At 67.2% G+C, this 18,717-nt stretch carries 19 protein-coding genes; 6 read left to right on the forward strand and 13 right to left on the reverse strand.

All coding sequences use genetic code 11. The features are described from left to right. Positions 1-21 precede the first annotated feature (21 nt). Positions 22-1,212, reverse strand: coding sequence for a M20 aminoacylase family protein (locus KAQ61_RS03760; protein WP_210930544.1), 1,191 nt, complete (start codon positions 1,210-1,212; stop codon positions 22-24). A 387-nt stretch (positions 1,213-1,599) separates the two neighbouring features. On the opposite strand from KAQ61_RS03760, the gene KAQ61_RS03765 reads away from it, so the two are divergent. Next, positions 1,600-2,598, forward strand: a complete 999-nt coding sequence (locus tag KAQ61_RS03765) for a DHH family phosphoesterase (protein ID WP_045266469.1) — start codon at positions 1,600-1,602, stop codon at positions 2,596-2,598. Between the two features lie 249 nt (positions 2,599-2,847). Here the strand turns inward: KAQ61_RS03765 and KAQ61_RS03770 are convergent, their stop codons facing one another. Continuing rightward, positions 2,848-3,663, reverse strand: coding sequence for a pseudouridine synthase (locus tag KAQ61_RS03770; RefSeq protein ID WP_183301301.1), 816 nt, complete (start codon positions 3,661-3,663; stop codon positions 2,848-2,850). 172 nt (positions 3,664-3,835) lie between these two features. Here KAQ61_RS03770 and rarD point away from each other — a divergent pair, with 172 nt between their 5' ends. Next, entirely contained in the window at positions 3,836-4,744 is a 909-nt protein-coding gene (rarD, locus tag KAQ61_RS03775) for an EamA family transporter RarD (RefSeq protein ID WP_210930545.1), read from the forward strand. Positions 4,745-4,790: 46 nt separating this feature from the next. Here the strand turns inward: rarD and KAQ61_RS03780 are convergent, their stop codons facing one another. The 8 genes from KAQ61_RS03780 to KAQ61_RS03810 form a co-directional block, all read right to left on the reverse strand. Next, a complete protein-coding gene (locus tag KAQ61_RS03780; RefSeq protein ID WP_210930546.1) occupies positions 4,791-5,291 on the reverse strand; it encodes a hypothetical protein in 501 nt (166 codons plus the stop codon). Between the two features lie 2 nt (positions 5,292-5,293). Beyond that, on the reverse strand, positions 5,294-6,583 hold the full coding sequence (locus KAQ61_RS03785; protein ID WP_244982974.1) for an MFS transporter: 1,290 nt from the start codon (positions 6,581-6,583) through the stop codon (positions 5,294-5,296). Positions 6,584-6,668: 85 nt separating this feature from the next. Beyond that, positions 6,669-7,445, reverse strand: a complete 777-nt coding sequence (gene xth / locus KAQ61_RS03790; protein WP_210930547.1) for an exodeoxyribonuclease III — start codon at positions 7,443-7,445, stop codon at positions 6,669-6,671. A gap of 160 nt (positions 7,446-7,605) precedes the next feature. Further along, positions 7,606-8,004, reverse strand: a complete 399-nt coding sequence (locus KAQ61_RS18685; RefSeq protein ID WP_244982975.1) for a hypothetical protein — start codon at positions 8,002-8,004, stop codon at positions 7,606-7,608. Between the two features lie 213 nt (positions 8,005-8,217). After that, on the reverse strand, positions 8,218-8,466 hold the full coding sequence (locus tag KAQ61_RS18690; RefSeq protein WP_244982976.1) for a hypothetical protein: 249 nt from the start codon (positions 8,464-8,466) through the stop codon (positions 8,218-8,220). 78 nt (positions 8,467-8,544) lie between these two features. Beyond that, positions 8,545-9,615 carry a metallophosphoesterase gene (locus KAQ61_RS03800; protein ID WP_210930548.1) on the reverse strand — a complete coding sequence of 357 codons (1,071 nt, stop codon included), beginning with the start codon at positions 9,613-9,615 and terminating at the stop codon, positions 8,545-8,547. A 134-nt stretch (positions 9,616-9,749) separates the two neighbouring features. After that, entirely contained in the window at positions 9,750-10,241 is a 492-nt protein-coding gene (locus tag KAQ61_RS03805; protein ID WP_043382380.1) for a dihydrofolate reductase, read from the reverse strand. A 132-nt stretch (positions 10,242-10,373) separates the two neighbouring features. After that, positions 10,374-11,195, reverse strand: a complete 822-nt coding sequence (locus tag KAQ61_RS03810; RefSeq protein WP_210930549.1) for a thymidylate synthase — start codon at positions 11,193-11,195, stop codon at positions 10,374-10,376. Positions 11,196-11,466: 271 nt separating this feature from the next. On the opposite strand from KAQ61_RS03810, the gene KAQ61_RS03815 reads away from it, so the two are divergent. Next, positions 11,467-12,084 (forward strand): hypothetical protein, encoded by a 618-nt coding sequence (locus KAQ61_RS03815; protein ID WP_210930550.1) that lies wholly within the window; start codon positions 11,467-11,469, stop codon positions 12,082-12,084. Between the two features lie 260 nt (positions 12,085-12,344). On the opposite strand, the gene KAQ61_RS03820 is transcribed toward KAQ61_RS03815, so the two are convergent. Next, on the reverse strand, positions 12,345-13,781 hold the full coding sequence (locus tag KAQ61_RS03820; RefSeq protein ID WP_210930551.1) for an FAD-binding oxidoreductase: 1,437 nt from the start codon (positions 13,779-13,781) through the stop codon (positions 12,345-12,347). 154 nt (positions 13,782-13,935) lie between these two features. On the opposite strand from KAQ61_RS03820, the gene KAQ61_RS03825 reads away from it, so the two are divergent. Then, positions 13,936-14,871, forward strand: coding sequence for a LysR family transcriptional regulator (locus KAQ61_RS03825; RefSeq protein ID WP_045266479.1), 936 nt, complete (start codon positions 13,936-13,938; stop codon positions 14,869-14,871). Here KAQ61_RS03825 and KAQ61_RS03830 read toward each other — a convergent pair. Next, positions 14,868-15,257 carry a DUF2069 domain-containing protein gene (locus tag KAQ61_RS03830; protein WP_210930552.1) on the reverse strand — a complete coding sequence of 130 codons (390 nt, stop codon included), beginning with the start codon at positions 15,255-15,257 and terminating at the stop codon, positions 14,868-14,870. The two genes, KAQ61_RS03825 and KAQ61_RS03830, sit on opposite strands and share 4 nt — an antisense overlap. Before the next feature lie 21 nt (positions 15,258-15,278). Here KAQ61_RS03830 and KAQ61_RS03835 point away from each other — a divergent pair, with 21 nt between their 5' ends. Further along, a complete protein-coding gene (locus KAQ61_RS03835) occupies positions 15,279-16,589 on the forward strand; it encodes a YihY family inner membrane protein (protein WP_210930553.1) in 1,311 nt (436 codons plus the stop codon). A gap of 339 nt (positions 16,590-16,928) precedes the next feature. Beyond that, positions 16,929-17,726 (forward strand): alpha/beta fold hydrolase, encoded by a 798-nt coding sequence (locus KAQ61_RS03840; protein WP_210930554.1) that lies wholly within the window; start codon positions 16,929-16,931, stop codon positions 17,724-17,726. A gap of 149 nt (positions 17,727-17,875) precedes the next feature. On the opposite strand, the gene KAQ61_RS03845 is transcribed toward KAQ61_RS03840, so the two are convergent. Continuing rightward, complete coding sequence (locus tag KAQ61_RS03845) at positions 17,876-18,682, reverse strand: alpha/beta fold hydrolase (protein ID WP_210930555.1); 807 nt, start codon at positions 18,680-18,682, stop codon at positions 17,876-17,878. Positions 18,683-18,717 lie beyond the last annotated feature (35 nt).

Consider the following 18,717-nt stretch of genomic DNA (forward strand, 5'->3'; position numbering starts at 1 on the left):
GCGCGGTGGGTGGTGGGGTGCTCAGCGCGGCTGCGCGAACCAGCGGCGTGCCAACTGGTCCCAGAAGCGGGCGCCCAGCTCGATGTTGTCATCGTTGAAATCGTAGCCTGGGTTGTGCAGGCCGACGCCGGGCTGGCCGTTCGGGCCGTTGCCGATCCAGCCATAGGCGCCGGGCACTTGCTCCAGCATGAAGCCGAAGTCCTCGGCCGTCATCGCGGGGGCGATGTCGGGGAAGGTGTTGTCGGCGCCGACCATCTCCTGCATCACCTCGGCCATGAAGCGGGCCTCGGCGGCGGTGTTGGTGGTGTTGGGGTAGCCGGGCTTGTGGATGTAGGTGGCCTCGCACAGGTGGGCTGCGGCCACATGGTGGGCGATGCGCTGCAGGCCTTCGGTCATGTAGTCCTGGGTGGCCTGGCTCAGCGTGCGCACGGTGCCGTAGATGGCGGCCTCGTCCGGGATGATGTTCTCCACGGTGCCCGACTCGATCTTGCCGATGGTCAGCACGGCGCTGTCCAGCGGGTCGACGCCGCGCGACACCAGGGTCTGCAGCTGGCTGACGATGGCGCAGGCGACAGGGATGGGGTCCAGCGTCTTGTGGGGCATGGCAGCGTGGCCGCCCTTGCCGCGCACGCGGATTTCAAAGCGCATGGTCGAGGCCATGATGGGGCCGGCGCGCACGGCCATCTGCCCCTGGGGCAGCGAGGGCCAGTTGTGCAGGGCGAACACGGCATCGCAAGGGAATTGCTGGAACAGGCCGTCGTCCATCATCGCCTTGGCCCCGGCGCCACCTTCTTCGGCGGGCTGGAAGATCAGGTGCACGGTGCCGTCGAAGGCGGGGTTCTTGGCCATCAGGGTGGCGGCGCCCAGCAGCATGGTGGTGTGGCCGTCGTGGCCGCAGGCGTGCATCTTGCCGGGCACGCAGCTGGCGTGGGCGGCGCCCGTGGCTTCGGTCACGGGCAGGGCGTCCATGTCGGCGCGGATGCCGATGGTGCGGCCGGGGTTGTCCTTGGAGCGGCCGTGGCCATAGATGCTGGCGACCACGCCAGTCTGGCCCAGGCCGCGGTGCACGGGCAGGCCCAGCGCCTGGAGGAAGGCTGCAACCTTGTCGGCCGTGCGGTGCTCTTCGTAGCGCAGCTCAGGGTTCGCGTGCAGGTCGTGGCGGAAGCTGAGCAGTTGTCCCAGATAGGGGGCGATGTCGTTGACGTTGTTCATCAGACTTGGTGGCTGGCATTGGGGCTCAAAGCCAGTCACTGAAACAGTGATGCAAGCATTATGTGGGGTCGCCCGCAGGCTGTCTGCGGGACTGGAATGTAATCAACCATGGCTTGTCGGTGCTTTGTTGATGCCGTGGAATGTTCAAGTGTTTGATGGCAAAGGGTTTTATGCACAATGTGTCGCTGTTTCAGGCATGAATTGGCGAAATTGAATCATTCCAAACTTGCATTGATCACGGCCTGTCAATACCGCTCAGGGTATGTACCGAGCCGCGACGCCGGGCTGCCGGCCGGGGGGGGCACCGGCCGAGACCCGGGCACGGTGGCGGTGGATCTGGGGCCGGGCTGTGCGCCGGCTGCGCGCTGCGGCGACAATCGGGCCCACATGAAAAATACCATCCTCCCCCTGCAACTGCTGGTGCGTCCTTCGCTGCAAGATGACGTGCGCCCCCTGATCCTCTACCACGGCCGCCGCTGCCCGGACGGTTATGGCGCGGCCCTGGCGGCCTGGCTGTACTACGGGGACCAGGCCGAATTCCGTGGCCTGGACCATGGTGAGATCCAGACCGCCGAGGACCTGGGCGACCTGGACGGGCGCGCCGTGTACGTGGTGGACTTCGCGTTCGAGCCTGCGCTGATGGCGCAGATCGAGGCCAAGGTCAGCAAGCTGGTGGTGCTGGACCACCACAAGAGCGCGGCCGAGAAGCTGACCGGCTACCAGTGCCGCTGCGGGGTGGTGCACTTCGACATGAACAAGTCCGGCGCGCGCCTGGCCTGGGAGTTCTTCCACCCCGACAAGCCTGTGCCCGGCCTGATCCGCTACATCGAGGACCGCGACATCTGGAAGTGGGAGTTCGCCGAGAGCGCGCCCTTCCTGGCGGCGCTGGACATGGAAGAGCGCAGCTTTGCCCGCTGGGCCGAGATTGCCGCCTTCTCGCCCGAGATGGAAGCGGCCTTCATGGCGCGCGGTGGTGCCATGGACGAGAAGTTCCAGAGCCTGTGCGCCGAGATCGCCTCGGGTGCGCAGGTGCTGGTGTTCAACGGCTTCCAGGGCCTGATGGTCAACAGCCCCGGCGTCTTCCACAGCCAGGTGGGCGACCTGCTGGCCAAGCAAAGCGGCAGCTTCGCGCTGATGTGGCACGCCGGCCCCAAGGGCGTGAAGGTGGGCCTGCGTTCGCGCTCGGACTTCAACTGCATCCCGCTGGCCGAAAGCTTTGGCGGCGGCGGCCATGCCCAGGCCTGCGGCTTCAAGATGGACAACACGCGCCTGCTGGACCTGCTGTCGGCCGAGCTCAAGGCCGACCCGGACGCCAGCTACCCGCTGGTGCCCGCGCCGCTGCTGGAGTTTGACGAAGACGGCAAGTGGATCAAGCCCAAGAAGTGAGCACGGCACCGCGGGCTGGCGCCGGCCACGCGGCCCTGCGTGCAGGGCCTGGGGCCGGACGGGCGTGCCTTGCTGGATCGCTGCACGCCCCTGGTCGGCCGCCGGTGGCACCCTTGTCTGGTGCTGAACGTGCAGGGCAGGGTTGTGCTGCGGCTTTGCTAAAACAGTAGCTGCTGGCGCACGCCAAACAAGGACTTCAGACGGTTATCCATCTGAAGTCCTTTGTTTTTGTGCGCAGACTGCTCTTGTTTAATCAGTGCGCAGGGGCAGCACCAGGCCGCAGCTGTCCGGCAGGCCGTGGGCCGTGGCCTGCCAGCCGGGCAGGGCCAGCAGCTGCTGCCATTGCTGCACCTCGGGCAGATGGCCCAGCTGGCGCCAGTCGGCACAAAAGCGCAGGGGGGCACCGGTGCGCGGGTGGGGCAGCTCCAGCGCGTGCGCGTGCAGCCACAGGCGCTGCAGGCCGATGCGCGCGGCCCACCAGCGGTTCAGCGCGCCCTTGCCGTGCGTGGCGTCGCCGACGATGGGGTGGGATTCGTGCTTCAGGTGGCGGCGGATCTGGTGGCGCCGGCCGGTCTTGGGCAGGGCTTCGACCAGGGAGATGCGCGTGCTGGGATGGCGTGGGTCGTAGGCCTCGGGCCAGTCCAGCGTGGCCAGGCCGCGCAAGGTGGTCTGCGCGGCTTGGGCGGGGGCGTCTTCCGGGGCATCGTCGGGCTTGAGGGCGTAGTCCACCTCGACCAGCTCGGGGCACCAGCCGCGCGCCAGTGCCAGGTAGTGCTTGCGCGCCGTGTGGTCCATGAAGGCGGCGGCCAGGCGGCGGCAGGCTTCCTGGTTCAGCGCAAACACCAGCACGCCGCAGGTGCCCTGGTCCAGCCGGTGCACGGGCCAGACATGCTGGCCGATCTGATCGCGCAGGCTTTGCAGCACAAAGCGCGTTTCATGGCGCGCCAGCGCCGTGCGGTGCACCAGCCAGCCGGCGGGCTTGTAGACCACGACCATGTCCTCGTCCTGCCAGAGGATCTCCAGCGGGTGGGTGTAGCAGGGGCGGGGCAGGGTCGGTTCGGTCATGCGGGGCGGTCGAAAGCGCAAAGCGGGCCAGTGTAGTGGCGGCGTGCCTGGCGTGTGCGGGTTTGGGCGAATACGAGGGCGGGGCGCGGTGATTTGGCCGAGAATCACCAGTTTGGTGCATGCCACAGGGGCCGGGCGCCGGAACATTTTCAGAACAAGGCGTGGGGCGCAGATGGTGCAGGGTGTGTTGGCTTCGATCGTGGCCTCGTGCATTTTTGGCGGAATTTACTACCTGGTGCCTGCGCTGCAGCCGCTGGATGGCGAGCAGATCTTTGGCTGGCGCATGCTGATGGCCCTGCCGTTCACCACCGCGTGGCTGCTGTACAGCGGCCAGCTGGGCGGGGTGCTGGCGATTGCGCGGCGCGTGCGCGCGCAGTGGACGCTGGGTCTGTTGCTGCTGCTGTCGTCGGCGCTGGCGGGGGTGCAGCTGTGGCTGTTCATGTGGGCCCCACTGCACGGCCACGCGCTGTCGGTGTCGCTGGGCTACTTCCTGCTGCCGCTGGCCATGGTGCTGGCCGGGCGCCTGGTTTTTGGCGAGCGGCTGAGCCGCCTGCAACTGGCCGCCACGGTGCTGGCCGCATGCGGCATGGCCTGGGAGCTGCTGCGCGTCGGCGGTCTGGCCTGGCCGACCTGGGTGGTGGTGCTGGGCTACCCGGGCTATTTCGTGCTGCGCCGCAAGCTGCACACCAACACCCTGGCCGGGCACTGGCTGGACGTGCTGCTGCTGACCCCCGTGTGCCTGTGGCTGGCGCTGCGCGTGCTGCCGCAGGGCATCAGCGGCTGGAGCGCCATCCAGGGCGAGCCGGCGCTGCACCTGCTGGTGCCGCTGCTGGGCGTGCTCAGCGCCGTGGCGCTGGCCTTGTACATGGCGGCCAGCCGCCTGCTGCCGCTGGGTCTGTTCGGCCTGCTGTCGTATGTGGAGCCGCTGCTGCTGGTGGTGGCCGCCTTGCTGATGGGCGAGCGCATCCAGCCCGGGCAGGAGCCCATGTACGCCCTGATCGGTGCCGGCGTGCTGCTGCTGGCGCTGGAGGGCGGGCTGCAGGTGCGTCGCCCGCAAGGCGTGGCCGTCACTGCGAGTTGAGCAGCCTTAAAAACCGCTGTAGCGCGCTTCTGGATTGCGCTGATAGCTATGGTTTTTGTGCCGGATCGGCCGGTACCGCGGCCGCCAGGCTGAGCGCGCATTTCTGCGCCAGCGCCTGCAGATAGCCTTCGGCAAAGAACACGTGCTGGTAGCTGCTGGTCTCGAACAGGCGCAGCGGCTGCTGGTCCGGCCCGCGCACCAGGGTGTCGCCGTGCTGCAGCGTGGCGTAGTAGTCGCCGCTGCTCGCATCGCGGTGCAAGGCAAAGCGCGCGCCGCGCAGGTTGAGCACCAGGTTGTGGCTGGCGCGCTGGTCGATGACCTGCATGGTGCAGGGGTCCTGCGGGTCCAGAAACTCCCAATCATCGCCGAGCACGGCAATGCGCGACAGCTGGTTCAGGGCATCGGCGATCTGGTTGGAGCTGGCACTGTCCAGGTGCAGCACCGTGTCGGTGGTGGGATAGCCGCCCAGGCGCTCCTGGAAATCACTGCAGGCCAGCAGGCCCAGGCAGCAGGCGCTCAAGGCCAGCCAACGGTAGACAGGGGGCATGGTCAGGGCTGGGCAGTTGGGGTGGTGGGCACGGCGGCGGGCGGGCTGGGCGGCGGGGCGGCATCTTCCAGCCGGTCCACCTGGCGCAGGCTGGGGAAGCGCTGCATCCACGCCGCTACCACGCCCAGGGTGCACAGGCTGCCCACAATCGCCGCCGGCACGGCGCCCAGTGCGGCCGCCATGGAGCCGGCGCGGAATTCCCCCAGCTCGTTGCTGGAGCTGATGAACAGCATGTTGACCGCGTTCACACGCCCGCGCATGGTGTCCGGCGTGGAGAACTGCACCAGGGCCGAGCGGATGTAGACGCTGACCATGTCGGCCGCCCCGGCCACGGCCAGCATGGCCATGGACAGCCAGAACCAGTGCGACAGCGCAAACGCCAGGTTTGCCAGCCCGAACACGGTCACGGCGGCAAACATCACCTTGCCCACATGGCGCTGGATGGGGCGGTTGCTGAGCCACAGGCCCATCAGGATCTCGCCGCCGGCCATGGACGAGCGCAGCAGGCCCAGGCCTTCGGGGCCGGTGTGCAGCACCTCCTTGGCGTAGACGGGCAGCAGGGCGATCACCCCGCCCAGCAGCACGGCGAACAGGTCCAGCGAAATGGTGCCCAGCACGATGGGGCGGCTGCGGATGAAGTGGAAGCCATCGGTGGCGCGCTGCCACATGGAGCCCTCCAGCGCCTGGCGCGGCGCGGCATAGCGCACGGGCACCCGCCACAGCAGCAGCACCCCGGCGGCCAGGGCCAGTGCGCACACGGCATAGGTCAGCACGCCGCCGCCCAGGCCGTACAGCACGCCACCCAGCACGGGGGCCGCAATGGCTGCGGTGCGCATCAGCATGCTGTTGGTGGCCAGGGCCTGGGCCAGGTGCTCGCGCGGCACGATCTGCGGCAGCAGGCTTTGCATGGCGGGGCCGGTGAAGGCGCGGCTGCAGCCAAACAGCACCAGCACGGCGTAGATGCCGCCCACCCCGTGCGCGCCCAGGGTGGTCAGCCACAGCAGCAGCATGGCGCAGACGCTGGCAACGGCCCAGCTGGCGCCCAGCATGCGCTTGCGGCTGATGCGGTCGGCCAGATCGCCGGCCGGGATCAGCAGCAGCAGCATGGGCAGGAACTGGGCCAGCCCGACGTAGGCCAGGGAGATGGGCTCGCGCGTGATGTCATACACCTGCCAGGCCACGACAACGGCCTGCATCTGCTGGGCAAACACCCCCAGCATGCGGGCGGTCAGAAAGGGCAGGAAGCCGGGCTGTTGCAGGGCGGCGTTGTGGAGCGGAAGAGGACGTGACACGGTGGAACAGGAGCAGGGAGGGTGCACAGTGAGGCGCCATCGCCGCGCAAAAAAGCCGCTGGTGGTCAGCGGCTTGGGGGGAGGGCTAGCCCAGGGTGACGACCACGGGGGCGTGGTCGCTGGGTTGCTTGTTTTTGCGGGGTGTGCGGTCCACCACGCAGGCGGTGGTGAGGGTCTTGAGGGCCGGACTGACCAGGATGTGGTCAATGCGCAGGCCCCGGTTCTTCTGGAAGCCCAGCATGCGGTAGTCCCACCATGAAAAGCTCTTTTCAGGTTGCTCGAACATGCGGAAGGCATCGGTCAGGCCCAGGTCCAGCAGGCGCTGGAAATGTGCGCGTTCCTCGGGCGTGTGGTGGATGGTGCCGCGCAGGCCTTCGGGGTCGTAGGAGTCGCGGTCTTCGGGAGCGACGTTGAAGTCGCCCACCAGCACCAGCTGCGGGTGCTGCGCCATCTCGGCCTGCACAAAGGCTTCCAGTGCGGCCAGCCAGCGCAGCTTGTAGGCGAACTTGTCGGAATCCGGCGCCTGGCCGTTGACGAAGTAGCAGTTGATCAGGCGCACAGGGCCTTGCGGGGTCTGCAGCGTGGCGGCGATCACGCGGGCCTGCTCATCGTCCAAGCCGGGAATGTTGCGCACCACATCCTGCATGGGGTGGCGACTCAGGATGGCCACGCCGTTGTAGGTCTTCTGGCCGTGGCAGACGGCCTGGTAGCCGGCAGCCTCCAGTTCCATGAAGGGGAACTTGTCGTCCGTGAGCTTGAGCTCCTGCAGACCGATCGCATCCACGGGGTTGGCCTGCAGCCAGTCGAGCAGCTGGGGCAGACGCACGTTCAGGGAATTGATGTTCCAGGTGGCAATTTTCATTGTTATATAAACCCATTTAATTTCAATGGGTTGCGTATTTTATTTTTAGGTTTCTAGCTCTAGCTACCCAGCTAGCTACCCCAAAAGTGTTCAAAAAATGGTCGTTCTTTTAGCTTCTTCTATCGTATCAGCCACATAGTTCCCGCTGCGCGAGGGCGATTTAAGAATAGGGTGGCCACGTCGTTGCACCTGGCGTATGAGCGTTCAGTATGGCTTTGAGTAGTTGCACATATTCCATCGCTGGCAGCGCAGTGTCAGCCTCCCAGTCGGTCACGTCGACCAGCCTCAGGCCGGAAGGCTTCCACAACCCGTCACACCAACAGCAACTGATTTCCCATTGGGTGGCGCTTATGCGCGCAAACACGGGCTGCTGCAGTTGCGCTACTTTCCAGCGCTTGGCGATGCCCGGCTGCAGTTGAGTGGGTAACACGCCTTCACCTCGCAACAGCAAACGCAGCTTCAGCCCTGATCCCCAGCCTTCTTGACGCAGTTGAATAGTGGTCAAATTCGGCCATGCGGGTGCAGCCCCAAACGCACCAGGCAGCTGAGTCGTCAGCATGGGTTGTCCTTGCCGTAGGTGCATGGCCAATGACAGCGGTAAAGGCTCCGTCACACCCTGAGCCTGCAGTATGACCGACGTGGCATTCGTCAGTTGAGCCTGCAAGGTGCGCTTTACGCATTGCCACCACGCCAGCCGGAGCTCTGGCACATCTTCCAATGCTTGATACCGCCGCTCACGCCACGCGATGCGCCTGGCTAAAACCTTGGCGCTTCAGTTCATGGCATCGGCCATTTTCTGAACCGCCAGCATGATGTGCCCATGTGCAGGGGCCTGGCCAAGCACCCGTCGTGCAAACGTCAACACCCATGGCACATCGGACTGCCCGCTGTTCAAGTGCAGCAGCAATGCGTTGATCGTGTCTGTCGGCAGATGTTGTGCACCTTGCAGGACAGCTTGCGCATCTGCCGTATCCCGCCACTGCAGCCAACTGGCGGCATTGGTGATGTCCTGGCCTTGCACTGATGGCGGTGTGCTTGCGCCGAGGCGCTGGTGGCGCGGAAGTCGCTTGCGCGGCAGCTGGCTAGGGCCAGCCGGCCGTCAGGCGGCCACGGCCAGGGTTGGGCGCATGAAGCCGGTGGTGGCGTGGGTGCTGCCGTCGTCGAACACCAGGCTGCGCTCGGGCCAGCGCAAGGCGGCCAACTTCATGTGGGCGTGCGGGCGGCCAAAGGTGCGGGCCTGGGCCCGGGCACCGACGGAGTAGTCCACGCAGAACACGTTGCCGCGCCGGCCCAGCCAGGCAAACGGCGCCGCGCCCCGGAACAGCCCCTCGTGCGTGGTCTGTGCCGGCAGGGTGGAGCGCCAGTAGTGGCCGACGACGACGGGCGTGTCTTCGGCATAGCTGTTCCACCAGGCCATGCGCTCCACAAAGCGCCATTTGTTGCCGGCGAAGAACGGTTCGGGCGTTTGGCGCTCCAGCCCGCAGGTCAGCACCTTGAGCGGGTTGAACAAGGCCTTGTTGAGTTCGTTGTCGCAGTGGGCCTGCAGGAAGGGGGGGCAGTGCTCGCCGTCTTCCAGGCTGTAGGGCCAGATGCTTTTCTCCGCAGCCATGCGTTCGGCAATGCTGCGCTGCTGGGCCACGGCGGCGGCCTGGGCTTCCCAGTGGTCGTACTCGGCGCGGGCCGTGCCCAGGGGCATGGCGCGGGCCTTGTCCACATCGGGGCCATGCCAGGCGGCGTGGATGACGCGCAGGTCGGCGCGCTCCAGCGCCAGGGGCAGGCTGTTGAGAAAGGTCTCGATGCGGGCGCGCTGCAAGGTGTTGGTGGCGCGCGCGAACTGGCTGTATTTGGTGGTGTCGCTGGCCAGGCGTTCCTCGAAGTACCAGCCGGCGCCGTCCTTGGGGTCGTGGCGCAGCAGGTTGATCTCGTGGTTGCCGGCGATGGCGCAGGCGTTGCCGCTTTCGACCAGGCGCTGCACCAGGTCGACCACACCCGGGCTGTCCGGCCCGCGGTCCACGAAGTCGCCGACAAACACCAGGGTGCGGGCCTGGGGGTGGCGGCCGCTGTCGTCGTAGCCCAGGTGGTGCAACAGGTCATGCAACGCAGACAGCTCACCGTGGATGTCTCCCACGATGTCGAGCGGGCCGGGGGGCAGTGGCTGGATCAGGCTCATGGCGGCAAGGCTTTCAACGAAAAAACGCCCGTTGGCAATTGAACGGGCGTTCCATATTGTTGCAATGCAGCAAAATCGTCAACCCGTCTTCACCCTGAGTCGGCTCATCTTTGTCGCGTGGGCTGCACTCGCTGTCAACGCTGGCGGGTGTAGCGCACAAAACTGAAGGGCAGGCCCTGGGCGCTGACATGGTCTTCGCGCGTGGCTTCCTGCCACTCGGCGCCCAGCACGGGGGCATGGGCATCGCCGTCGAAGTCCTGGTGAATGATGGTGACCTCGATCACATCGGCCAGGGGTAGGGCTTGGGCGTAGATTTGTGCGCCCCCCATGACCCAGACGGTGTCGCCATGTTGCGCGCCGGCGTGCAGGGCTTCTTCCAGGCTGCTTGCGCGCAAAACGCCCGCGGCCTGCCAGTCGCTGTTGCGGGTGACGACGATGTTGGTGCGCCCGGGCAGGGGGCGAAAGCGCTCGGGCAGCGAATCCCAGGTCTTGCGGCCCATGACCACGGGGTGGCCGCTGGTCAGCTGCTTGAAGTGGGCCAGGTCCTCGGGCAGGTGCCAGGGCATGCGGTTGTTCAGGCCGATCACGCCGTTGGCGGCGCGGGCATAGATCAGGTGGATGGCCATGGACGGGGGTCTTCCAGAGAGCTGTGCAAAAAAGTGAGCTGTCTGTGCGCGTTATTCATAGACTTTGGATGCTTTGGCATCGCAAGTGCTTGAAATGCGCGCGCTGACTGCTCTGGTTTTAATACAGGGGCGTCACACCGCCACGGGCGCCTTGATGGCGGGGTGGTGCTCGTAGCCTTCGACCACGAAGTCCTCGTACTGGTAGTCGAAGATGGAATCCGGCTTGCGCAGAATTTTGAGCGTGGGGTAGGCGTGGGGTTGGCGCGCCAGCTGGGTCTCAACCTGCTCGAAGTGGTTGTTGTAGATGTGGCAGTCGCCACCGGTCCAGATGAAGTCGCCCACCTCCAGGTTGCACTGCTGGGCCAGCATGTGGGTCAGCAGCGCATAGCTGGCGATGTTGAAGGGCACGCCCAGGAAGATGTCGGCGCTGCGCTGGTACAGCTGGCAGCTGAGCTTGCCGTTGGCCACATAAAACTGGAAGAAGGCGTGGCAGGGCATCAGGGCCATCTGGTCCAGCTCGGCCACGTTCCAGGCGCTGACGATGATGCGGCGGCTGTCGGGGTTGGTTGTGAGCTGCTTGACCACTTCGGCGATCTGGTCGATGTGGCTGCCGTCGGCCTTGGGCCAGCTGCGCCACTGCACGCCGTAGACCGGGCCCAAGGAGCCGTCTGCACGCGCCCATTCGTCCCAGATGGTGCAGCCGCGTTCCTGCAGCCACTGCACATTGCTGTCGCCACGCAGGAACCACAGCAACTCCAGGATGATGGACTTGAGGTGTACCTTCTTGGTTGTGACCAGGGGGAAGCCTTCGCTCAGGTCAAAGCGCATCTGGTGGCCGAACACGCTGCGCGTGCCCGTGCCGGTGCGGTCCCCCTTGCTGACGCCATGTTCATACACATGGCGCATGAAGTCTTCGTACTGCGAACGGACAGGGCGGTCTGTGGTGGTGGTCATGGGCGGCATCTGCAAATCAAAAACAAAACCGCCCTGTGCGCAACAAGCTTGCTTGCACCAGCACCGGGCGGCCAACGGGCCATTGTGCCATCGCTGCCTGGGTGGCTGCAGCCATCAGGGCAAATGCGGTCTTGACGGACAGACGTTCCACCAGCGTGCAGGGACAATCGTCACAAGCATCGGTTAAAAAGACCGTGAGCCAATATGTATCTAGCGCGGAATGCTCTCTTTTTGGAGGGGGCGGTTCGGCGCACAGACCTGGAGGACACTGATGAAGCGCATGTTCAATCCGTGGCACACCCTGGCGGTGCTGGCCGTGGCCACCACCCTGGCCGCCTGTGAACCTTCCGCCCCCTCGCCCAAGCTGGACGGGCCGGTGCCAGCCCCCGCACCTGCGGCGGGCCCCGGGACAGAGGCGGTGCATGGCCTGGGGGCCGATGCCGCCACGGTGGCCGCCAGCGTGGCCAAGGCCGACGCCGCCCATGGCGACGGGGCCACACAGGCCGCTGCATCGCCGCTGGCGGAGCTGCGCAGCTACGTGGGCACCTACCCCAGCGACAGCAATGTGAGTTTTCTGGAGCAGGGCGTGCTGGCTGAACGCCTCAAGCAACTGCTGGGCAAGGACTACCCTACACTGCTGGCCAACATGCGCACCGTGGGCCCGCTGACCGAAGACCGGGGCCGCTGGTTCATCACCGGCAACCGCCCGCACGAGGGCGGGGCTGAGGCGGCCGCCATCGTCGTCGATGCGGCCCAGAACGCGGTGCGCGTGTGGATGCTGCACGAAGGTGCCACCCGCGAATTCCTTGATCCCCAGGGCGCCAGCGTGCCCTGGCCGCAGGATGTGCAGACCTTGATGGGCAACCACGCCGCGGCGCCCAAGGGCTGAACCCTGCGCGGTGCGGTGGCGCCGGCCCATGCAACCACGCCACGGTGACCGTGGCGTGGGTTCAGGGAGGGTGCACCGCGGTGGTGCGGCCTGTGCTGGACAGGGCCGCCGGCCCCGCAGATCGGCAGAACCCGGCCCGCAGGGGCTGGGCTTTGCAGCATCTAGAAGACTGCCCCGGGTGGGGTGGCTGTGTGTGCGGGGACCCTTGAACCATCTGGGCTGCCGGGTGCCCCGCAGGTCGCCGCAGGCAATCCGGTCGTTTAGGCGCGGTCCAGCACCTGCAGCACGCAGCCGGGGTTCATTAGGCCTTGCGGATCCAGGGCCTGCTTGATGGCACGCATCATGCCCAGTGCCACGGGCGATTTGTAGTGCGCCAGCTTGTCGGCCTTGAGCGCGCCCACGCCGTGCTCGGCCGAGAACGAGCCGCCGAACTGCGCCACGGCGTCGTAGACCAGGGTGTTGACCAGGTCCTCCTTGTCGCGCAGGAAGGTCTTGCCGTCCTCGCCCTCGGGCACCTGCACGTTGTAGTGCAGGTTGCCGTCGCCCAGGTGGCCGAAGTTGACCAGGCGCACGCCGGGAATTTCGCGCTGCAGCACGGCATCGGCATGCGCCACAAATGCCGGGATGCGCGAGGCCTGGATGGAGATGTCGTGCTTGATGTTCAGGCCTTCCTCGGCCTGGGCCAGCGGAATGCTTTCACGGATGTGCCACAGGTCGTGGGCCTGGGCCATGCTCTCGGCCACCACGGCGTCCAGCACGCAGCCCTCTTCGAAGGCCAGCTCCAGCAGGTGCTCGAAGCGGGCGCGGGCGTGGGCTTCGGATTCGCTGTCCGAGTTCTCCAGCAGCACGCAGTAGGGCGCCTCGGCCATGTCGGCAAACGGCACGCGCAGCTGCGGCATGTGCTTGACCACCAGGGACAGCGCGAAGCGGCCCATGACCTCAAAACCGGTCAGCCCGGCGGCCAGATGCTGGTGCGCCAGCCCCAGCAGGCGCACGGCGGCCTCCATGCTGGGCACGGCGGCAAAGGCCGTGAGCTGCGCGGCGGGCTGGGGGAACAGCTTCATGGTGGCCGCAGTGATGATGCCCAGGGTGCCTTCGCTGCCGATGAACAGGTCGCGCAGGTCGTAGCCCGTGTTGTCCTTGCGCAGACCGGTCAGGCCATCCCAGATCTCGCCCTGGGGGGTGACGACCTCCAGGCCCAGGCACAGCTCGCGCGCATTCCCGTAGCGCAGCACCTGGGTGCCGCCGGCGTTCGTGCCCAGGTTGCCACCGATGGTGCAGCTGCCTTCGGCCGCCAGCGACAGGGGGAACAGAAAGCCCGCCTTGTCTGCCGTCTCCTGCAGGGTCTGCAGGATCACGCCAGCCTCGACGGTCACGGTCAGGTTGTCGGCATCCATCTGGCGCACGGCCTGCATGCGCTGCAGGCTCAGCACCACCTGCTGGCCCGAGTGGTCGGGGGTGGAACCCACGGAGAGGCCGGTGTTGCCGCCTTGGGGCACGATGCTGACCCCGGCGGCCGCACAGGCCTTGACCACGGCGGCCACCTCCTGGGTAGTGCCCGGGCGCACCACGGCCAGGGACTTGCCATGCACGCGCTTGCGCCAGTCCTGTTCGTAGGCGCTGAGGTCCCCCTCGGTCAGCACATGGGCGGCCCCCACGGTGTGGCGCAGGGTATCGAGCAAAGCAGTGGAAGTCATGGCAAGCAGGTGGCCCGCAGAGGGCGCACGAAAGAAGTCACAAAGGAAACAGGCCCCATCCTAAGCCCGCCAGGCGGGCGCCGGCAGGGGCGCACGAAAAGCATAAGCCTAGGGGATTGCCGACTGCGGAACAATTGGAATAAATTTCAGGTTTATGCCAGTTTTTCCGAACAATCTCAGCCTGCGCCAGCTGCGCGCCTTTGATGAAGTGGCGCGCCAGGGCGCGTTTGCCCCGGCGGCGCGCGAGCTGTGCATCACCCAGTCGGCGTTGTCCGAGTCGATCCGCCAGCTCGAAGAGGCGCTGGGCATGCGCCTGTTTGACCGCACGACGCGCACCGTGGGCCTGACCAGCGCGGGCCAGGCCTTCCTGCAGGATGTGCGCCACGCCTTCGACACGCTGGAGCAGGGCGTGCAGCACCTCAGCGACCTGGCGGCCCTGCGCCGGGGCAAGGTGCGGATTGCGGCTGCGCCCTCGGTGCTGGCGGTGCTGCTGATGCCGGCATTGCCCCGGCTGCGGGCCGAGCACCCGGGCATCGAGGTCGATCTGATCGAGGACAGCGCCGAAGGCATAGCGCTGCGTGTGCACAGCGGGCAGGTCGACTTTGGCGTGGGCGCGGCCCACCCGGCCGGGGGCGAGCTGCTGACGCAGCCGCTGGTCAGCGACCAGATGGGGTTGGTGGCCCAGGCCGATGAGCCCTTACTGCAGGCCGCGCAATTGCACGCGGCCGACCTGGCGCAACTGCCGTTCGTGGGCTTGACCACGGACACCGCCATCAGCCAGTTGCTGGCCACGGCCCCGGGCATGCCGGCGAATGTGCTGCACACGCCGCTGCGCGTGTCCAACCCGGCCCTGCTGTTCGACGCCGTGCGCCAGGGGCTGGGCGTCAGCCTGATTCCGGCCCTGACGGCGCAGCACCCGGCGCGCGGGGCCCTGGGCTTTCGCGTGCTGGACACGCCGCAGGTGGTGCGCCGCACCTTGCTGATCCAGCGCCCGCGCCGGGCGCTGTCCCCGGCGGCGCAATTGCTGTGCGAGGCCTTGGTGGCGCAGGTGCACACCCTGTCGCACCAGGCCGGGATGCTGCCGGATTAGGCCAGGGCCGCCTTGGCGGCTTTCTGGCGCAGGCGCACGTGCAGGGTGCAGGCCACGAACAGCAGCAGGCACAGGGCGATTTCCACCAGGGCCAGCCAACGGCCGGGCGCCGTGTCGCTCCAGGCGCGCACCACGCCCTCGGTGAAATACAGCCACACCACCAGGCTGACCCAGCGGTAGGTGTACATGCGGCGCTTGAGCAGGCCCGCCAGCGGGATGCACAGCGGCAGGGCCTTGAGCACCAGCCACGAGCCGCCGGGGCGCAGCGGCGCCAGCCACAGCTCCCAGGCCACGCTCAACACGATCAGGCCCAGCAGGCTGCCCACGGCCAGCCAGCGGGTGGCAGCCACATCGCTGCCGGGAAGGGGGTTGGTTGCGGAATTCATCGGGGTGGCATCATACGGGGCATGGTCACCACCTTACACCGAGCACGTCAGCGCACGCGCCAATTGTTCAAAACCCTGCAGTCTTTCCCGTGGCGCAACACCCTGCGCACCCTCAAAACGCGCTTCAGCCAGGACCAGCTGGGTCTGACGGCCAGCAGCCTCACCTTCACCACCTTGCTGGCCCTGGTGCCCTTCTTCACGGTGCTGCTGTCGGTGTTCACGGCCTTTCCCAGCTTCGGGCGCCTGCAGGAGACCTTGCAGCGCTGGCTGGTGGACAGCCTGATTCCCGGCGAGATCGCCGTCCAGGTGATGAACTACCTGGTGCAGTTCTCCAGCAAGGCCAGCCAGCTGGGCGTGGTGGGCCTGGCCTTCTTGCTGCTCACGGTGGTCAGCCTGATCCTGACCATGGACAAGACGCTGAACCACATCTGGCGCGTGCAGCGCATGCGGCCGCTGGGCCAGCGCCTGCTGATCTACTGGGGCGTGATCACCTTCGGCCCGCTGCTGATGGGCCTGAGCATTGCCACCACCTCGTACGTGCTGTCGGCCTCGCGCGGGCTGGTGGCGGTGCTGCCGGAGAGCGTGCAACTGGGCTTCAATTCGCTGGAGTTCATGCTGCTGTCCGCAGCCATGGCCGCGCTCTACCACTTTGTGCCGAACACGCCGGTGCAGTGGCGCCACGCCTGGGCCGGCGGGTTGTTCGTGGCCGCGGGCATGGCCCTGGCCAAGAAAGTCCTGGGCCTGTACCTGTCGACCGTGCCCACCTACTCGGTGATCTACGGCACCTTCGCCACCTTGCCCATCCTGCTGATCTGGATCTACACCTGCTGGGTGATCTTTTTGCTGGGGGCGGTGGTGGCCGCCTACCTGCCCAGCCTGCTGGCCGGCAGCAGCCGCAGCCTGCACGAGCCCGGCTGGGAGCTGGAGCTGGCGCTGGAGGCCATCGCCGTGCTGGAGCCGCTGCGCAGCCAGGACCAGCGCGGCCTGCCCGCCATGGCCCTGGCCAAGCGGCTGCGGGTCGACCGCCTGCAGCTGGAGCCGGCGCTGTCCGCCCTGGCCAGCATCCGCTGGGTGGGGGCCATGCCGGAATCCGGCACCGCCTACCTGGAAGAGGGCGAGCCGCGCTATGTGCTGCTGGCCGACCCCGACCAGACCTTGCTGGCCCCCTTGCTGCAGCACATGCTGATCCGCCACACCGAGGGCACGGATGCGTTGTGGCGCTCCGCCGGCTGGGAGCACCGCCTGTTGCGCGATGCGTTGCCCAGCAGCCACGGCCCCTGCAAGGACCCCGTGGCCCAGGCCGGAGCCACCAGCCCTGCTGCGGTGCACTGAATAGTGATGAAATCGGGCTCTAGCGCAGATGGGTTATGCGCTGGTTGCTGCGTTTTCAGGAGTTTTTTCACCGCCTGACCGCAGACAAAACGAAGCCCCGGTGCATGCGCAACCGGGGCTGTCGGCGACCACCTAGACTTGGTGCGAAGCCGTATACCTGTGTTTTCGGCCGGCGGCGCAGCAACTTGAGGCCGATTTCACCACCTGCTTGGGGACTGCTGGCGCAGGGCGGCCAGCGTCACCGGCCGGACAGCCCGGGGGCGGGGGGATGGCCTAGGATCCACAGGGTCACCGGCGCAGGGTTGGTGGCCCACTTTCTGCACTGTGTACCGCGCCACCATGCCGTCTTTCGTGATCACGCCCCAGATCTTCCGTGTGCCGACGCCCGAGGGCCAGCTGCATGTCCAGCGCTGGCAACCGCCCGTGATGGCGGACAAGGCCCCGGTCGTGCTGTTGCATGACTCGCTGGGTTGCGTCGCCCTGTGGCGCGCGTTCCCGGCGCAGCTGGCGGCCGCCACCGGGCGCGCCGTGATCGCCTACGACCGGCTGGGCTTTGGCCAGTCCGATGCGCACCCGGGCCGGCTGGCCCCCGGTTTTGTGCAAGCCGAGGTGGCCGCCAGCTTCACGCCGGTGCACCAGGCACTGGGGCTGGACGACTTCGTCATCCTGGGCCACAGCGTGGGCGGCGGCATGGCCGTGCAGGTGGCGGCGGCGTATGCCGCGCAGTGCCGGGCCTTGATCACCGAATCGGCGCAGAGCTTTGTCGAGGACCGGACCCTGGCGGGCATCCGCGCCGCCCGCGACCACTTTGCCCAGCCCGGCCAGCTGGAGCGCCTGGCGCGCCACCATGGCGACAAGGCCGCCTGGGTGCTGGCGGCCTGGGTGGAGACCTGGCTGAGCGCGGCCTTCGCCGACTACCGCCTGGACACGGCCTGCCAGCAGGTGCGCTGCCCGCTGCTGGCGATCCATGGCGAGTGCGATGAATTCGGCTCCCTGGTGCATCCCGAGAACCTCTGCGCCTGGACACCAGGCCCTGGCGAAATCGACATGATCGCCGGCGGTGGCCATGTGCCGCACCGCGAGCAGCCGGCGCACCTGCTGCGCCGCATCGCCCGCTTCTTGCAGCCGCTGGACTGAGCGCAGCGGCAGGCATGCCCCGGAGGTCCCGGCATGCAGGCGATGGCGCAGCATCACGCCTCTTGCTTGCCAGCCCTGGACCGACGGTCACCACGCCAGGGGCCTGGCGCGGCACGGCTTGCGCACTGACCAGGGGGCAGGGACGCGGCTTAGCGCAAGAAGCCGTGGATGGCAAACAGCGTCGCGTCGGGCGATTCCGTCATCTGGTTGTGGCCGTGCGGGATCATCTGCACCGTGACCGCCTTGCCGGCCGCCTGGGCGGCCTGAATCAGACCCTTGGCGGCCTTGGGCTGCGTCATCTGGTCCTGTTCGCCCAGCACGAACAGTACCGGGCAGGTGATGGCCGCCATGGCCGCTTCGCCGCCGGCATATTTGTCGCAGGCGGTGAAGCCGGCATGCAGCAGGTTGGTGCCGGCATTGCTGGCCAGCACGCGGCGACCCAGGGCCATGCCGGCGCCAAACACCCAGCTGCCCGCGCCATTCGGCGGTGCCAGCGTGGCGCGCGAGAAGGTATTGACCATCTGGATGGCCTGCTCGGGCGTGTTCAGGGCCGACGCCAGCAGCGCGGGCGAGACCTTCATCGGAAAGGCCGTGCCCACCAGCACCAGGTGGCTGATGCGCTGCTGCAGGCGCGCCGCGGTTTCCATGGCGATCAGGCTGCCCCAGCTGTGGCCGACCAGGGCGGCGTGCTGCAGCCCCGCGGCATCCATCAGCTGCGCGATGCTGTCCGCGGCGGCTTCGACCGACAGCGGGGGCGTGCCGCCGCTCCTGCAGTGGCCGGGCAGGTCGAGGGCCAGCACGTTCCAGTCGTGGTTGGCCAGGTAGCGGCTTTGCAGCGCCCAGACGCTGTGGTCGCACAGCACCCCGTGGATGAGGATGGCCGTGGGCTTGGTGGCATCGAAGGCCTTGCCGCCGGTGTAGGCGTAGAGGGGGGCGTTGTTGACTGTGAAAAACATAGCTGTCTCCGCAATGTGGATAAGCGCCAGAGGCT

Source organism: Comamonas aquatica, from assembly GCF_018064205.1.
GTDB lineage: Bacteria > Pseudomonadota > Gammaproteobacteria > Burkholderiales > Burkholderiaceae_C > Comamonas > Comamonas aquatica.

What these genes read in the sequence shown, in the direction of transcription:
- KAQ61_RS03760 (WP_210930544.1), bottom strand. Translation starts at nt 1,212, where the DNA reads ATGAACAACGTCAACGACATCGCCCCCTATCTGGGACAACTGCTCAGC.
- KAQ61_RS03765 (WP_045266469.1), top strand. Translation starts at nt 1,600, where the DNA reads ATGAAAAATACCATCCTCCCCCTGCAACTGCTGGTGCGTCCTTCGCTG.
- KAQ61_RS03770 (WP_183301301.1), bottom strand. Translation starts at nt 3,663, where the DNA reads ATGACCGAACCGACCCTGCCCCGCCCCTGCTACACCCACCCGCTGGAG.
- rarD (WP_210930545.1), top strand. Translation starts at nt 3,836, where the DNA reads ATGGTGCAGGGTGTGTTGGCTTCGATCGTGGCCTCGTGCATTTTTGGC.
- KAQ61_RS03780 (WP_210930546.1), bottom strand. Translation starts at nt 5,291, where the DNA reads ATGCCCCCTGTCTACCGTTGGCTGGCCTTGAGCGCCTGCTGCCTGGGC.
- xth (WP_210930547.1), bottom strand. Translation starts at nt 7,445, where the DNA reads ATGAAAATTGCCACCTGGAACATCAATTCCCTGAACGTGCGTCTGCCC.
- KAQ61_RS18685 (WP_244982975.1), bottom strand. Translation starts at nt 8,004, where the DNA reads ATGCTGACGACTCAGCTGCCTGGTGCGTTTGGGGCTGCACCCGCATGG.
- KAQ61_RS03800 (WP_210930548.1), bottom strand. Translation starts at nt 9,615, where the DNA reads ATGAGCCTGATCCAGCCACTGCCCCCCGGCCCGCTCGACATCGTGGGA.
- KAQ61_RS03805 (WP_043382380.1), bottom strand. Translation starts at nt 10,241, where the DNA reads ATGGCCATCCACCTGATCTATGCCCGCGCCGCCAACGGCGTGATCGGC.
- KAQ61_RS03810 (WP_210930549.1), bottom strand. Translation starts at nt 11,195, where the DNA reads ATGACCACCACCACAGACCGCCCTGTCCGTTCGCAGTACGAAGACTTC.
- KAQ61_RS03815 (WP_210930550.1), top strand. Translation starts at nt 11,467, where the DNA reads ATGAAGCGCATGTTCAATCCGTGGCACACCCTGGCGGTGCTGGCCGTG.
- KAQ61_RS03820 (WP_210930551.1), bottom strand. Translation starts at nt 13,781, where the DNA reads ATGACTTCCACTGCTTTGCTCGATACCCTGCGCCACACCGTGGGGGCC.
- KAQ61_RS03825 (WP_045266479.1), top strand. Translation starts at nt 13,936, where the DNA reads ATGCCAGTTTTTCCGAACAATCTCAGCCTGCGCCAGCTGCGCGCCTTT.
- KAQ61_RS03830 (WP_210930552.1), bottom strand. Translation starts at nt 15,257, where the DNA reads ATGAATTCCGCAACCAACCCCCTTCCCGGCAGCGATGTGGCTGCCACC.
- KAQ61_RS03835 (WP_210930553.1), top strand. Translation starts at nt 15,279, where the DNA reads ATGGTCACCACCTTACACCGAGCACGTCAGCGCACGCGCCAATTGTTC.
- KAQ61_RS03840 (WP_210930554.1), top strand. Translation starts at nt 16,929, where the DNA reads ATGCCGTCTTTCGTGATCACGCCCCAGATCTTCCGTGTGCCGACGCCC.
- KAQ61_RS03845 (WP_210930555.1), bottom strand. Translation starts at nt 18,682, where the DNA reads ATGTTTTTCACAGTCAACAACGCCCCCCTCTACGCCTACACCGGCGGC.